This window comes from Mesorhizobium sp. ISC25 (assembly GCF_042295465.1).
Classification (GTDB): Bacteria; Pseudomonadota; Alphaproteobacteria; order Rhizobiales; family Rhizobiaceae; genus Mesorhizobium.
In genome coordinates this window covers 5,240,317-5,255,014 of sequence record NZ_CP135441.1, presented here as the reverse complement: position 1 = coordinate 5,255,014, position 14,698 = coordinate 5,240,317, and the positions used below count along the sequence as shown (strand labels likewise).

17 protein-coding genes and 1 other RNA gene are annotated in these 14,698 nt (G+C 61.4%); 8 read left to right on the top strand and 10 right to left on the bottom strand.

Annotated elements, in window-relative coordinates:
• Window positions 1-4: 4 nt before the first annotated feature.
• From RQ479_RS25740 to RQ479_RS25730, 3 genes are read left to right on the top strand one after another with little or no spacing between them, the layout of a single operon-like run.
• A complete protein-coding gene (locus RQ479_RS25740) occupies window positions 5-397 on the top strand; it encodes a VOC family protein (RefSeq protein ID WP_376702870.1) in 393 nt (130 codons plus the stop codon).
• Between the two features lie 55 nt (window positions 398-452).
• The gene (locus RQ479_RS25735; RefSeq protein ID WP_376702869.1) at window positions 453-815 is read left to right on the top strand and encodes a VOC family protein; all 363 of its coding nucleotides are present in this window, start codon (window positions 453-455) and stop codon (window positions 813-815) included.
• A 32-nt stretch (window positions 816-847) separates the two neighbouring features.
• A complete protein-coding gene (locus tag RQ479_RS25730) occupies window positions 848-1,315 on the top strand; it encodes an SRPBCC family protein (RefSeq protein WP_376702868.1) in 468 nt (155 codons plus the stop codon).
• A gap of 21 nt (window positions 1,316-1,336) precedes the next feature.
• Here RQ479_RS25730 and RQ479_RS25725 read toward each other — a convergent pair whose 3' ends face one another.
• The 4 genes from RQ479_RS25725 to ssrS form a co-directional block, all read right to left on the bottom strand.
• The gene (locus RQ479_RS25725) at window positions 1,337-2,101 is read right to left on the bottom strand and encodes a TerC family protein (RefSeq protein WP_376702867.1); all 765 of its coding nucleotides are present in this window, start codon (window positions 2,099-2,101) and stop codon (window positions 1,337-1,339) included.
• 70 nt (window positions 2,102-2,171) lie between these two features.
• The gene (locus tag RQ479_RS25720) at window positions 2,172-2,996 is read right to left on the bottom strand and encodes a YmdB family metallophosphoesterase (protein WP_023678036.1); all 825 of its coding nucleotides are present in this window, start codon (window positions 2,994-2,996) and stop codon (window positions 2,172-2,174) included.
• Window positions 2,997-3,077: 81 nt separating this feature from the next.
• Window positions 3,078-3,665 (bottom strand): 5-formyltetrahydrofolate cyclo-ligase, encoded by a 588-nt coding sequence (locus RQ479_RS25715; RefSeq protein WP_376702866.1) that lies wholly within the window; start codon window positions 3,663-3,665, stop codon window positions 3,078-3,080.
• Between the two features lie 141 nt (window positions 3,666-3,806).
• A non-coding RNA gene (gene ssrS / locus RQ479_RS25710) (6S RNA) lies at window positions 3,807-3,962 on the bottom strand.
• A gap of 176 nt (window positions 3,963-4,138) precedes the next feature.
• Here ssrS and RQ479_RS25705 point away from each other — a divergent pair.
• From RQ479_RS25705 to msrB, 5 genes are all read left to right on the top strand, one after another.
• Entirely contained in the window at window positions 4,139-4,978 is an 840-nt protein-coding gene (locus RQ479_RS25705; protein ID WP_376702865.1) for an AAA family ATPase, read from the top strand.
• A 118-nt stretch (window positions 4,979-5,096) separates the two neighbouring features.
• On the top strand, window positions 5,097-5,543 hold the full coding sequence (locus RQ479_RS25700) for a GNAT family N-acetyltransferase (RefSeq protein WP_376702864.1): 447 nt from the start codon (window positions 5,097-5,099) through the stop codon (window positions 5,541-5,543).
• Between the two features lie 8 nt (window positions 5,544-5,551).
• Window positions 5,552-6,742, top strand: a complete 1,191-nt coding sequence (locus RQ479_RS25695) for a VWA domain-containing protein (RefSeq protein WP_376702863.1) — start codon at window positions 5,552-5,554, stop codon at window positions 6,740-6,742.
• Entirely contained in the window at window positions 6,743-7,564 is an 822-nt protein-coding gene (locus RQ479_RS25690; RefSeq protein WP_376702862.1) for an MBL fold metallo-hydrolase, read from the top strand. It abuts the gene before it with no gap.
• Window positions 7,565-7,674: 110 nt separating this feature from the next.
• On the top strand, window positions 7,675-8,079 hold the full coding sequence (msrB, locus tag RQ479_RS25685; RefSeq protein WP_352465668.1) for a peptide-methionine (R)-S-oxide reductase MsrB: 405 nt from the start codon (window positions 7,675-7,677) through the stop codon (window positions 8,077-8,079).
• Window positions 8,080-8,082: 3 nt separating this feature from the next.
• Here the strand turns inward: msrB and RQ479_RS25680 are convergent, their stop codons facing one another.
• The 6 genes from RQ479_RS25680 to RQ479_RS25655 all read right to left on the bottom strand — a co-directional run bounded on the left by RQ479_RS25680 (window position 8,083) and on the right by RQ479_RS25655 (window position 14,688).
• Complete coding sequence (locus tag RQ479_RS25680) at window positions 8,083-8,397, bottom strand: hypothetical protein (RefSeq protein WP_376706014.1); 315 nt, start codon at window positions 8,395-8,397, stop codon at window positions 8,083-8,085.
• Between the two features lie 69 nt (window positions 8,398-8,466).
• Entirely contained in the window at window positions 8,467-8,907 is a 441-nt protein-coding gene (locus RQ479_RS25675) for a hypothetical protein (RefSeq protein ID WP_376702861.1), read from the bottom strand.
• 52 nt (window positions 8,908-8,959) lie between these two features.
• Entirely contained in the window at window positions 8,960-9,220 is a 261-nt protein-coding gene (locus RQ479_RS25670; RefSeq protein WP_023719653.1) for a DUF2312 domain-containing protein, read from the bottom strand.
• Between the two features lie 157 nt (window positions 9,221-9,377).
• Window positions 9,378-12,836, bottom strand: a complete 3,459-nt coding sequence (gene pyc, locus RQ479_RS25665) for a pyruvate carboxylase (protein WP_376702860.1) — start codon at window positions 12,834-12,836, stop codon at window positions 9,378-9,380.
• 235 nt (window positions 12,837-13,071) lie between these two features.
• Window positions 13,072-14,202: a branched-chain amino acid ABC transporter substrate-binding protein gene (locus tag RQ479_RS25660; RefSeq protein WP_292658538.1), complete on the bottom strand. Its 1,131-nt coding sequence runs from the start codon at window positions 14,200-14,202 to the stop codon at window positions 13,072-13,074.
• Window positions 14,203-14,340: 138 nt separating this feature from the next.
• Window positions 14,341-14,688: a DUF6867 family protein gene (locus RQ479_RS25655; protein WP_376702859.1), complete on the bottom strand. Its 348-nt coding sequence runs from the start codon at window positions 14,686-14,688 to the stop codon at window positions 14,341-14,343.
• Between the last annotated feature and the right edge of the window lie 10 nt (window positions 14,689-14,698).

The following is a 14,698-nucleotide window of genomic DNA, read 5'->3' as shown; positions in this document are numbered from 1 at the left end:
TGCGATGAAGCAAGTGACGCCATTTCTGATGTTTGAGGGCAAGGCCGAAGAGGCAATGACCTTCTATTGCGAGTCGATCCCCGACAGCAGCGTTCTTGACGTCACACGTTACGGCTCCGGCGAAGACGGCCCGGAAGGAACGGTCAAGCTGGCGCGCGTGTCCATAAGCGGTCTGGAAGTGATGGTCTACAACAGCCCCGTGCACCATGCCTTCACGTTCACGCCGTCGGTCTCGCTGTATGTGGATTGCTCGACGGAGGCAGAGCTGAACGGCATTGTCGAGGCCCTGGCCAAGGACGGCAAATTTCTGATGCCGCTGGACAATTATGGTTTCAGCCGCCGGTTTGCATGGCTCAACGACAGGTTCGGAGTCTCCTGGCAAATCAATTTGGCATAGCGGGTTCTGGACCGAACCGGCCAATCGAACCTGAACACGGCAATGGAGCCAGCAAATGACCCCGAAGATCGCCGGCGGCATCAACATCGCCTTGAAGGTGCCGCCACATCAATACCAGGCGACGATCGCCTTCTATCGCGACGTCGTTGGCCTGAAGCCATTCACGGCCAAGCCGCCCGCTATTGGCTTTGAACTCGGCCCCAATCGCCTGTGGATCGACGAAGCACCGATGCTTAGCCAGGCCGAGATCTGGCTGGAACTGTTCACCGATGATTTTCCGGCCGCTGCGGAGCATCTCGCCAAGGCCGGTGTCGTGCGCTGCGACGCCATCGAGGCACTGGGTGAAGGCTTTCGCGGCGGCTGGATCACCAATCCGGCCAACATCATTCACCTCGTGCGCGAGCCCGATGCCTGGTGAACAGGAGGCGGCGCCGTGGAAAGGAGGACGATATGGAAATCCGCGAAACACCGACCGCCGAAGCCGGCATGCTGATAAGGCGGCCGGTCGCCGACGTATTCGAAGCCTTCGTCGATCCGGCGATCACGACAAAATTCTGGTTCACCCATGGCAGCGACAGGTTGGACAGCGGCAGGGAAATCAGTTGGGAATGGCGGATGTACGGCGACTCGACGACGGTCAATGTCAGTGAGATCGTCCAAAACAAGAAGATCGTCATGCAATGGAGCGATCCGCCGACCACGGTAGTGTGGACCTTTACCGAGATGCCGGGCGGCACGACCTTTGTCGAGGTCCGCAATTTCGGCTTTGCCGGCAGCCCCGATGAGCAGGTCAAGCAGGCGATCGACTCGACCGGCGGTTTTGCGCTGGTGCTCGCCGGCGCCAAGGCGTGGCTGGAGCAAGGCCTGACGCTTGGCCTGATCGGCGACCGCCATCCGAAAGGCGTGCCGGGGCATTAGGTCAGCCGTGGTGGGCCATCCTCAGTGCCCACCGCCCTTTGCCTTCCTCCGCCGCCGCGCCAGCATGTTGAGCCCCTCGACCAGTGCCGAAAAGCCCATGGCGGCGTAGATGTAGCCTTTCGGAACATGGTAACCCATGCCGTCGGCGATCAGCGTCATGCCGATCATCAGCAGGAAGCCGAGCGCCAGCATGACGATGCTGGGGTTCCTGGCGATAAAATCGGCCAGCGGCCCGGCCGCCAGCATCATCACGCTCACCGCCACGATCACCGCGATGTACATGATCGCGATTTCGTCGGTCATGCCGACGGCGGTGATGATCGAGTCGATCGAGAAGACGAGGTCGAGCAGCAATATCTGGAAAATGGCGCCGGCCAGCGAAAGCTGCAGCGTCTCGCCCATCATCGTGTCTTGGTGATCATCGAGATCGACCGTGTGGTGGATCTCCTTGGTCGCCTTCCAGACGAGGAACAGGCCGCCGGTAATCAGGATCAGGTCGCGCCAGGAAAAGCCATGGCCGAAGGCGGTGAATATCGGCGTCGTCAGTTGGACGATGATCGAGATGGTGGCCAGCAGGATCAGCCGCATCACCAGCGCGGCGGAGATGCCGAGCCGCCGGGCGCGGGCCCGCTGCGCTACCGGCAATTTGTTGGTCAAAATCGAGATGAAGATCAGATTGTCGATGCCGAGCACGACCTCCAGCACGATCAGCGTCAGCAGCGCGACCCATGCCGTCGGATCGGAGACAAAGGCGAAATGCGGCGCCAGGAATTCGACTAGCTGCATGGAGGTCGTCCCCTCTACGATCTAGAGCAGTTTCGCCGGCAATTGGGTATTGCAAGCGTCTATATCAATGTCATGACCAGAAGGATGGAGCCGTTTCCTCCAGCCGCGGGCCGCGGCGAAACGGCGCGATCCGTTCGGTCAGGCCGCTACGGTCGGAAATGTCGACGCCGACGCCGCACAATGTCGCCGGTCCGGTCGACGCCTCGAAGCGGCCTTTCGGCACCTTGGACAAAAACCGGTTGAGCGGCTCCTCCTTGTCCATGCCGAGCGAGGAATCGTAATCGCCGCACATGCCGGCATCGGAAATATAACCGGTGCCGCCATTGAGGATTTGGTGATCGCCGGTCGGCTGATGCGTATGGGTACCGACAACAAGGCTGGCACGGCCGTCGACGAAATGAGCGAAGCACATTTTTTCCGAGGTCGCCTCGGCATGGAAATCGATGACGATCGCATCGGCCTGCTCACCGAGCGGACAAGCGGCAAGTTCGCGCTCGCCGGCCTGGAACGGATCGTCGAGCTCGGGATGCATGAACACCCGGCCCATGATGTTGGCAACCAGCACACGCGCGCCGTTCCTGGCGATATAGACGCCTGAGCCGCGCCCCGGCGTACCCTTGGGGAAATTGGACGGACGCAGGAAGCGCTCTTCGCGCGGCGCGAAAATCAGCGCATCGCGCTGGTCCCAGACATGGTTGCCAGTGGTGACGACATCGGCGCCGGCCGAGATCGTCTCGCGAAAAATCTCCTCGGTGATGCCGAAGCCGCCGGCGGCGTTCTCGCCATTGACGATGACGAAGTCGAGTTTGAAATCCGAGATCAGGCCGGGCAGTTGTTCCCACACCGCCGTACGTCCTGTCTTGCCGACCATGTCGCCGAGGAAGAGAAGTCTCATATAATCGTGATCCCGAACCGAAGGTCAGCGAAGCAAAAAGCGGCATGACTTTCGGAAAAGACCATGCGTCCAGGAACTTATCTACAATTTCGGCCCGAACCGGCGCAACCCGCTCTCGGTGAGTATTTCCGGAATGATCATGTCATGCGGCTCGTCCGGCACCAGGGCCACCTCCTGGCAGTCGAAGGCAATGCCGATCAGCCGCGGCTGCTGTCCCTTGTCGGCCAGCCGCGCGATCGCCCGGTCGTAATAGCCTGCGCCGTACCCGATGCGGTGGCCGCGCGCATCAAAGGCGGCAAGCGGCACCAGCATAACCTGCGGATCGAGCACCTCGGCTTCCTCATGCGGCCCGACGGTGCCGAAGCCCATGTCGATCATCGGCGCGCCGCGCACCAGTTCGCGAAAAACGATGGTGGTCTTGTCGAGAATGGCCGGCAGGCAGAGCCTTGCCCCCTTCTCGCGCAAGGCAAACATCAGCGGCCGGACGTCGACTTCCGAGCGCATCGGCCAGAAACCGGAGACGATCTGGCCCGGCTCGACCGTTATCCGGTCGCGCGCCGTCTCGGCCATTTCGAGTGCTGCCTCCACCCGCCAGAAAGGATCGAGCGCGTCGCGCCGCCCGAGGGCTTGGTTGCGGAGATTTTTTTTCAGGTCTTTTGGGGATGTCATGCGCCGACGGTAGAAAAGGTCAGATTTGGATGGAGTTTTACGAGCGACGTTTTGGAGGAGCGGAGCAAACTTTTCGTTCGTGAGAGCACCGCACAAAGCGGCGCGACGACAAGATCCGCCAGATATGGCCTTTTCGATAGGTGACGATCCACGCAACCGGTGGAGAGAGCGATCCCGGGAACCTACAAAGTAGGTGGGCGCCGTATGAGAAAACCCACGGGTCTTCCCAGGGACAGCTCCCTAGGGATCATTAAGGCCCCGGGGAAAATGTTCTCCTGCCGGGAAGCGCAGACCGTCCCCGCCAATATAGGCAGACGGCAGACCAAGCGCCAGAGAGACGACATGTTTCGACGCTTAAATCGACGCAGACCCCCTCAACGAGGTCAGCGCCGGCAAGATCCCCGTTTCGCTGGCGGCGCCTTGCACAGCGAAGGCCGCGTCCTTAGGGTCGCGCGATGAACCCGGGAGCAAAAATGCGTTTCGAAGGTACGGTAGCCTATGTTGCCGACAAGGATCTGATGGTGGCGGTCAACGCGGCGATCGCGCTGGAGCGGCCGTTGCTGGTCAAGGGCGAGCCCGGCACCGGCAAGACCGAACTTGCCCGCCAGGTGGCGGCGGCGCTCGACCTGGACCTGATCGAATGGCACGTCAAATCGACGACAAGAGCCCAGCAAGGCCTTTATGAATATGATGCCGTCTCGCGGCTGCGCGACAGCCAGCTCGGCGACGAGCGCTTCAACGACATCCGCAATTACATCAAGCGCGGCAAGCTGTGGGACGCCTTCGCGGCCGGCAAGAAAGTGGTGCTTCTGATCGACGAGATCGACAAGGCCGATATCGAATTCCCCAACGATCTGTTGCAGGAATTGGATAGGATGGAGTTCTTCGTCTACGAGACCGGCGAGACCATCCGCGCTACGGTCCGGCCCATCGTCATCATCACCTCCAACAACGAGAAGGAATTGCCGGACGCCTTCCTGCGCCGCTGCTTCTTCCACTACATCCGCTTTCCCGATGTCGAGACGCTGCACAAAATTGTCGACGTGCACTATCCCGGCATCAAGCGGAACCTCGTGCGAGCAGCACTGACCCAGTTCTACGAGATCCGCGACGTGTCGGGCCTGAAGAAGAAGCCGTCGACCTCCGAGGCACTCGACTGGATCCGCCTGCTGGTCGCTGACGACATCGCGCCCGAGGACCTGCGCGGCGACCCGAAAAACGCGCTGCCGAAACTGCATGGCGCGTTGCTGAAGAACGAACAGGACGTGCATCTGTTCGAGCGCCTAGCCTTCATGGCGAGACGGCAAGGGTGAAGGGCCGGTCAGTCGGAAGCCGACGAAAGCCCCCGGACAGCGCTTTCCCGTCGCTGGACCGTTGCCCTTGGCCAGGCACGGAGGCAGCTTCGGGTTGCCGAGTTCAGAGGGAAACGAAATGACCGAGATCACCGTCCGCCCATTGACGCAATCCGACCATACCGACTGGCGACGTCTGTGGACCGCCTATCTCACCTTCTACGAAACCAAGCTGCCGGAAGCGGTTTACGCCGTCACCTGGAAGCGGCTGTTCACGGCGGGCGAGTTCGAGCCAAAGGGTTTCATCGCCACCCTCGACGGCAAGGCCGTCGGCCTGACGCACTATCTCTACCATCGCTCCTGCTGGTCGCAGATAAACAATTGCTATCTGCAGGACCTGTTCGCCGACCCCGATGTGCGCGGCAAGGGCGTCGGCGCCGCCCTGATCGAAGCAGTCAAGCAGGAAGCCGGCAAGATCGGCGTCAAGAACGTCTACTGGATGACCCACGAGACCAACACCACCGCACGCAAGCTCTACGACCACGTGGCGCGCAGGACCGGCTTCATCGAATATGATCTGCTGTAGACGGTGAGATGTTCATCCCCTTCTTCCTCGAACTGAAGGCAGCGCGGGTTCCGGTCTCGCTCCGCGAATATCTGTCGCTGCTGGATGGGCTGGAGGCCGGGCTGGTCGACTATGATGTCGAGGGCTTTTACTATCTCGCCCGCGCCGCTCTGGTGAAGGACGAGCGACACATCGACCGCTTCGACCAGGTCTTTTCGCACATCTTTAGGGGTGTCGAGGCGCTGGCTGGCGAAAACGCGGTCGATGTCGCAAACATCCCGGAGGAATGGCTGCGGAGGCTCGCTGAAAAGCACCTGTCCGACGAGGAGAAAAAACTGGTCGAGGCGCTGGGCGGCTTCGAAAAGCTGATGGAGACGCTGAAGAAGCGGTTGGAAGAGCAAAAGGGCAGGCATCAGGGCGGTTCGAAATGGATCGGCACCGGCGGCACCTCGCCCTTCGGTGCCTATGGCTACAATCCCGAAGGCGTGCGCATCGGCCAGCACGAAAGCCGCAACCGCTGCGCGGTAAAAGTCTGGGACAAACGCGAGTTCAGGAATTTCGATGACGCCGTCGAACTCGGTACCCGCAACATCAAGGTCGCGCTGAAGCGCCTTCGCCGCTGGGTGCGCGAAGGCGCCGAAGAGGAATTCGACCTGCCCGGCACCATCCACGCCACCGCCGAGCACGGTTATCTTGACGTCAAGACACAACCCGAACGTCGCAATGCCGTGAAGCTGCTGATGTTCTTCGATGTCGGCGGCTCGATGGACGACCATATCAGGAGTGTCGAGGAGCTATTCTCGGCAGCCCGCGCCGAATTCCGCCAGCTCGAATATTTCTACTTCCACAACTGCCTCTACGAAGGTGTGTGGAGGGACAATCGCCGCCGCCATGCCGAGGTGGTTCCGACGTCCGATCTCCTGCATAAATATGGCCTCGACTACAAGGTGATCGTCGTCGGCGACGCCTCGATGAGCCCCTATGAGATCGCCCAACCCGGCGGCTCGGTCGAGCACTGGAACAAGGAGGCCGGCGCCGTCTGGCTCGGCCGGTTGCTGCAGCAATGGCCGCACGCCATTTGGCTCAATCCGGAAGACGCGAAGAACTGGGGGTATACACATTCGATTGCCATGATTCGCGATATCTTTGGCGGCCGCATGTTTCCGCTGACGCTCGCCGGCCTCGAAGCCGCGACGAAGCAACTTTCAAGGAAGCACTGAATGGATCCACGCAAAACAGGACGATCGACCTGTTTCCTTTGCCTCCAATGCGGTGTCCAGTTCGCGGCGACAGCGGCGCCGCCGCGACATTGCCCGATCTGCGAGGACGAGCGGCAATATGTGCGCTGGGAGGGCCAGGCCTGGACCACGCCGGAAGAGCTCGCCGCCGAGTATCGGGTCGTGATCAAGGATGATGCCGGCGTGCTCGCCTTCGGCATCGAGCCGCGCTTCGCCATCGGCCAGCGGGCATTACTGGCGCAAACGCCGCACGGCAATGTGCTGTGGGACTGCATCTCGATGGTCAGCGACGAGGCGGTGGCCGAGATCAACCGCCGGGGCGGCCTGGCCGCCATCGCCATTTCGCACTGCCATTATTATTCGGCAATGGTCGAGTGGAGCGAGGCGTTTGGCGGCGTGCCGATTTATCTGCACGCAGATGATCGTCAGTGGATCATGCGGCCGCATCCGGCGATCATCAGCTGGGAAGGCGAGATGCGCGCCATAAACCCGTCGCTGACGCTCATCCGCTGCGGCGGCCACTTTGCCGGTGGCCAGGTGCTGCACTGGAAGCGCGACGGCGGCAATGCCATCCTGGCCGGCGACATCCTGCAGGTGACGCCGACGCGCCGTCATGTCAGCTTCATGTACAGCTATCCGAACTATATCCCGCTCAACGCGACGAAAGTGCTCGGCATCAAGGCTGCGCTGGAGCCTTTCGCATTCGACCATATCTACGGCGCATGGTGGAACCAGAACGTCATCGGAGATGCAAAGGCGGCATTTTCAGCATCGGTTGCGCGCTATCTCGCAGCCATCGCCTGAGGAATTCTTCGCAGCAGGACTTGGAAATATGGGCAAACGCCGTAACAAATGCCTATTTCAGGCGAAGTTGGGAAGGCAACCCAAATAGCGACATAAGCTAAGAGGAAAAAATGGACAGCCACACCTACCCCGTTACCCGCACCGATGCCGAATGGCGCGCCCGGCTGACGCCCGAGCAATATGCGGTGATGCGCAACCACGGCACCGAGCGACCGGGAAGCTGCGCGCTACTGCACGAGAAGCGCGCCGGCACCTTCTCCTGCGTCGGCTGCGACCAGCCCTTGTTTGAATCCAAGCTGAAATTCGAGAGCGGCACCGGCTGGCCGAGCTTCAACGATCCCGTGCCGGGCTCGGTCGAGACCACCGTCGACCGCAGCTACGGCATGGTCCGCACCGAGTGCCATTGCGCCCGCTGCGGCAGCCATCTCGGCCATGTCTTCGACGACGGCCCGCCGCCGACCGGCGTGCGCTACTGCATCAACGGCGTGGCGCTCAAATTCGAGCCGGCCGCCTGATCGTCAGGCCACGACCACCAGGATCAGCCACAACGTGGCGCCAAGCGTCATCAGCGCGGCCTTGGCGCCAGTTGATTTTCCGGCAGTTCGCCAAACGGCAAAGGTCAGGAAGATATTGTAGGGCACCGGCGCGAAATGCACCGCCAGGACGAGTGCAAGCGGCAGCTTCAGCCCGAGCAGAATGAGCGCCGCCACCGACGACGCGATGTTGATCGCTGTGCCGACAACGACCAGGTCGCGCCAGAACAGCCGATCGAGCGGCACGCCGCCCAGCCAGCGTGAGCGGAAGAAGGCGGCAACGCGCGACATGATCGTCATCGATCCACCGGCTCCCTCGCTGCTCACCAGAGCAATCCTTCCACAAGGATTGCGTCTGGAAACCCTGCTTTATTCCTGACCCAGAACTTCGGCAATCGCGCGCTCGAAACGCGAGGCTTCCGTCACCAGCCAATCGGTCATCGCCGGCCAATTGTCCTCGGCAAAACAATTCACCCGCCACATCGAATTGACCCCGAGGCCGTCGCAACTTTGTTCTGGCCTGAGCTTCAGCCTGTCTTCGATGGCCGGCTGGAACGGCTTCAACCGCGACCAGGCTTGCGTGGCACCGAACTTCTCGTTGCGGCCGAAGAAGACGCCGACATGATTGTGCGCAGGCGCGACATACATGGAAAGGACCAATGCGAAGTCGGGCAGCCCACGCTGCCAGAACCACGGTCCGCGCCTCGCCAGCAGAGCCCTTTCATCCGGATGCCGTTCCGCGAACAGCGTCCAGAAGCTGCGTTGGCGGAATTCAGAGGCGCGGCGGGCGCCAAAATCGAATTCGCTCATGGTTCGAACCGTCAAGGGGCGCCGCAAACCGGCGCCTAAGGCGTTTACCGGCCTACACCATGCCGAGCGCGGCCTTGTACAGATCGAGAATGGATTCCTCTTCCTGCCGCTCGGCCTGGTCCTTCTTGCGCAGCCGGATGATCGATCGCATCGCCTTGGTGTCGAAGCCGGTGCCCTTGGCCTCTGCGAACACTTCCTTGATGTCGTCGGCAATCGTCTTCTTCTCTTCCTCGAGCCGCTCGATGCGTTCGATGAAGGCGCGCAACTGGCCGGCGGCAACAGTCTGGCTGGTCTCGGTAATGTCGTCGGCCATATTCTTCTCTCCGCGTCGTTTCTCGCCGCGACTCGGGGGGACCGAGCGGCGAATTGCAGCGGTTCGATGCCCGACCGGGCGCGGCGGGTCAAGGTGCTATCGATGCGGCATGAAGGGCTGCTGCCAGGCGCCGACAAAGGCTGTCTGATGCCCTATTTCACACGAACGCGATCAGCAGATCCTTGGCATCGATCTGGTCGCCGGCCTTGACCAGCACCTCGGCTATGGTGCCGTCCCGTTCGGCATGCAACGCCGTTTCCATTTTCATCGCTTCGATCGACAGCAGCACGTCGCCAGCCTTCACCGCCTGGCCGGCAGCGACCGCAAGCGCCGAGACGACGCCAGGCATCGGCGCGCCGACATGCGCCTCATTGCCCGGCTCCGCCTTGCGCCGCGCTTTGGCGGCGGACACGCCATGCGCCCGGTCCGGCACCTTCACGCGGCGCGGCTGGCCGTTGAGCTCGAAGAACACGGTGACCATGCCCTTTTCGTCGACATCGCCCAGGGCAAGGCAGCGCACCACCAGCGTCTTGCCTTTTTCGATGTCGACGAAAATCTCGTCTTCCGGCTTCATGCCGTAGAAATAGGTCGGCGTCGGCAGCACGCTGACCGGCCCGTAGGTCTCCTGCGCGGCGGCAAAATCGGAAAACACCTTCGGATACATCAGCCACGACGCGAACTCGAACTCACTGAGCTTGCGCTCGAGCTTTTCCTCGACTTCCGTGCGACTGGCCTTGAGGTCCGCCGGTTTGAGCAGCGAACCCGGCCGCACCGTGATCGGCTTTTCGCCCTTCAGCACCTTCTTCTGCAATGGCTTTGGCCAGCCGCCCGGCGACTGGCCGAGATCGCCCCGCAACATCGACACCACCGAATCCGGGAAGGCGATGTCCCTCGCCGGATTCTCGACGTCGGCGACGGTCAGGTCCTGGCTGACCATCATCAGCGCCATGTCGCCGACGACCTTGGACGACGGCGTCACCTTGACGATATCGCCGAACATCAGATTGACGTCGTGATAGGTCTGCGCCACTTCGTGCCAGCGTGTCTCCAGCCCGAGCGAGCGCGCCTGTTCCTTGAGGTTGGTGAATTGCCCGCCCGGCATTTCGTGCAGATAGACCTCCGATGCCGGCCCCTTCAGGTCGCTTTCAAAGGCGGCGTATTGATTGCGCACCGCCTCCCAGTAGAACGAGATGTTTCTGATCCATTGCGGGTCGAGGCCCGGGTCGCGCTCGGTGCCCTTCAGCGCCTCCACGATCGAACCCAGGCACGGCTGCGAGGTGTTGCCAGATAGCGAATCCATCGCCGCGTCGATGGCGTCGACGCCGCTCTCCACCGCCGCCAGCACGGTTGCCGCCGACAGGCCGGATGTGTCGTGGGTGTGGAAGTGGATCGGCAGGTCCGTCGCCTCGCGCAGCGCCTTGAACAGCACGCGGGCCGCCGCCGGTTTCAAAAGCCCGGCCATATCCTTGACGGCGATGATATGGGCGCCTGCCGCCTGCAATTCCCTGGCCAGGCCGACATAGTATTTCAGATCGTATTTCGCCCGCGCCGGATCGAGTATGTCGCCGGTATAACAGATCGCCGCTTCGATCAGTCTGCCCTCGGCGCCGACCGCATCCATGGCGACGCGCATGTTCTCGACCCAGTTCAGGCAGTCGAAGACCCGGAACATGTCGATGCCGCCGGCAGCGGCCTGGCGGACGAAATGCTGGACGACGTTGTCGGGATAGTTGGTATAGCCAACGCCATTGGCACCGCGCAGGAGCATCTGCAGCAGAAGGTTGGGTGCTGCCTCGCGCACCAGCAACAGCCGCTCCCATGGGTCTTCGGTGAGAAAGCGCATGGCGACGTCGAATGTGGCGCCGCCCCAGCATTCGAGCGACAAAAGCTGCGGCAGAGCACGCGCATAGGTGCCGGCAATTCCGGCGATGTCATAGGTGCGCACACGCGTCGCGAGCAAGGATTGATGCCCGTCGCGCATTGTCGTGTCGGTGACCAGCACCTCTTTTTGCTCGCGCATCCACGCGGCGAATTTCTCGGGCCCGAGCACGTCGAACTTCTGCTTGCTGCCTTGAGGCACATTGCCGTTGAGATATGGCACCACTGGTGGCGCCGCATCGGCCTTTGGCTGCGGCCGGCCGCGCGTCTCGGGATGACCATTGACCGAAACGTCGGCAAGATAGTTGAGCAGCTTGGTCGCGCGGTCCTGCCGCTTCACACTGGCGAACAGTTCCGGCGTCGTGTCGATGAACTTGGTGGTGTAGGAATTGTCGGCGAAGCTCGGGTGATTGATGATCGCCTCGAGGAAGGTGAGATTGGTCGCCACGCCGCGGATGCGGAATTCGCGCAGCGCCCGGTTCATGCGGGCGATGGTCTCGGCCGGCGTCGGCGCCCACGCCGTCACTTTTTCCAACAGCGGATCGTAGAAGCGGGTGATGACCGCGCCCGAATAGGCGGTGCCGCCATCAAGGCGGATGCCGAAGCCGGTGGCGCCGCGATAGGCGGTGATGCGGCCATAATCGGGGATGAAATTATGCTCGGGGTCTTCAGTGGTGATGCGGCACTGCAGTGCGTGACCGTTGAGCCTGATGTCCTTCTGCGCCGGAACGCCCGATTCCGCCGTGCCGATGGCAAAGCCGTCGAGGATATGGATCTGCGCCTTGACGATGTCGATGCCGGTCACCTGTTCGGTGACGGTGTGCTCGACCTGGATACGCGGATTGACCTCGATGAAATAGAATTTTCCGGTATCGGCATCCTGCAAGAACTCGACCGTGCCGGCGCCGATATAGCTGGTTTCGCGCGCGATCCTCAGCGCGTAGCCGCAAAGCTCCTCGCGCTGTGGCATTTCAAGATACGGCGCCGGCGCCCGCTCGACCACTTTCTGGTTGCGGCGCTGGATCGAACAATCGCGTTCGAACAGGTGCACGGCGTTGCCTTGGCGGTCGCCCAGCACCTGCACCTCGACATGGCGGGCGCGCTCGATCAGCTTTTCGAGATAGACCTCGTCCTTGCCGAAAGCCGCCTTCGCCTCACGCTTGCCTTCCATCACCTCGCGGGCGAGATCCGCCTCGGAGCGGATGGCGCGCATGCCGCGGCCGCCGCCGCCCCACGACGCCTTGAGCATCACCGGGTAGCCGATCGTCTTGGCGAGTTCCTTTACCGCCGCCATGTCGTCCGGCAAGGGATCGGTAGCGGGAATTACAGGCACGCCGACTTCGATCGCCAGATTGCGCGCGGCGACCTTGTTGCCCAGCCGGCGCATCGTATCGGGCTTTGGTCCGATGAAGATGATGCCGGCCTTGGCACAGGCCTCGGCGAATTCCGGGCTCTCCGACAGCAGCCCGTAACCCGGATGGATGGCATCGGCGCCCGAAAGCCTGGCGACGCGGATGACCTCCTCGATCGACAGATAGCTTTCGATCGGCCCCATATCCCTGGTCAGGTGCGGCCCACGGCCGACCTGGTAGCTTTCGTCGGCCTTGAAGCGATGCAGCGAGTATTTGTCTTCCTCCGCCCAGATCGCCACGGTTTTGAGGCCGAGTTCATTGGCCGCGCGGAAGACGCGGATGGCAATTTCGGAGCGGTTGGCGACAAGGATTTTCGAGATTGCCAAGGACAAGGCTCCGGACGCGGAGGGTAAGGAAACTGACGACATGATTAACGCGAAAATGCTGCAGTGCAAACAAAATCGAAAAGAGGATTAAATCGATTTAGTTTGATCTATCGCGTCGACGCATTGCGTGTCGATCCGGAGAACGCCTGGGCAGTTCCGATCCAGGCGTTCGGGAAACCCCCATGAAAAAATGCCCGGCGCGAGGCGCCGGGCATTTTCATGTAGCAACGTCCGGTTATTTGCCGGGTGCGTTCTCAACATAGGTGTACTTGCCGTCGTCACCCTTCTTCCAGGTGTACATGACGTAGTCCGGACGGGTGATATCGCCCTTTGCGTCGTAGCCGATCTCGCCGATCGCGGTCTTCCAGGGGCCGGCCGACTTGATGGTCTCGGCTACCTTCTGAGCGTCATCGGCTGAACCGGCCTTGGTGATGGCGGCCGCGATGATTTCCATCGCTGCGTAGGAGTAGAGGGTATAGGCTTCAGGCTCGAAGCCGGCCGCACGGAACTTCTCGACGAGCTCCTTGGCGTTCGGATTCTTGCGCGGATCCGGAGCGAACGTCATCAGCGTGCCCTCGACGGCGTCGCCGGCGATGGAGGCCAATTCGTTCGATACGATGCCGTCGCCGGACATGAAGGTTGCCTTGAGGCCCTGGTCAGCGAGCTGGCGTATGATCAGGCCGGCTTCGGTGTGCAGGCCGCCATAGTAGACGACCGAGACGCCCGCGTCCTTCATCTTGGCGATGAGGGCCGAGAAATCCTTGTCGCCGACATTGATGCCTTCATACATGGCCTCAGTCACGCCGTTGGCTGCGAGCGCCTTCTTGGTTTCGTCGGCGAGGCCCTGGCCATAAGGCGTCTTGTCATGGATAACAGCGATCTTGGCATCCTTGAAGTTCGCGGCGAGATAGTCGCCAGCGACCTTGCCCTGCTGATCGTCGCGTCCGCAGGTGCGGAAGGTGTTCCACATGCCACGTTCGGTGAACTTCGGATTGGTCGCGGCCGGCGTGATCTCAAGCATGCCGTTCTCGGCGTAGACTTCCGACGCCGGGATCGAGACGCCGGAGTTGAAGTGGCCATCGACGTACTTGACGCCATCGGCGACGAACTTGTTGGCGACCGAGATGCCTTGCTTGGGATCGGAGACGTCGTCGCCGACTTCAAGCTTGAGCTGCTGGCCAAGAACGCCGCCCGCCGCATTGATATCGGCGACTGCCTGTTCGGCACCCTTCTGAAGCTGGGCACCGAACGCTGCGTTCGGACCGGTGATCGGACCGGCAACGCCGATCAGGATGTCAGCCCACGCGTTGCCGCTGAACGCGACAAGCGCGGTCAGGGCGACGGCGGACAAAAGTGACTTTTTCATTGAAACGCTCCCATTTACCGAGTGGGCGTGGATGTTGCTTTCATGCGATGCCCACTCTTGCTCGCAGAAAGAGTACTTTGCCGATTTTCAGGCACTTGTCACGCCGATTCATCCCTGAAACGCCGTTAATGATAAATGTCAACCTTTTGGTTTCCAGCTCAAAAGAGAGGCTCTTTCGTAAAGCCAATTATACTGCGTTACCATCTGGTTGGTGCGCGTGTATTGGTAGCCAATGAAGCCCAATATCATCAGCACGATGGTATCGACCACGTAGTAATGCAGCGAAAACATCGTTCCGCCGAACAGCGCATGATGGATGAATCTTACGCCGATGCCGAGCCCCAGCATAAAGGCGAATAGCTGGGCGAAGCTGCGCCATGTTTGGGCACACGCCTTGCCCGTCATCCAGGCCGCCCAGCCACCGAGCAGGCAGGTGACGAAAAAGAACTGCCAAATCGAGGGTTCCTCATAAAGAATGCCCTGCATGATTGATGTC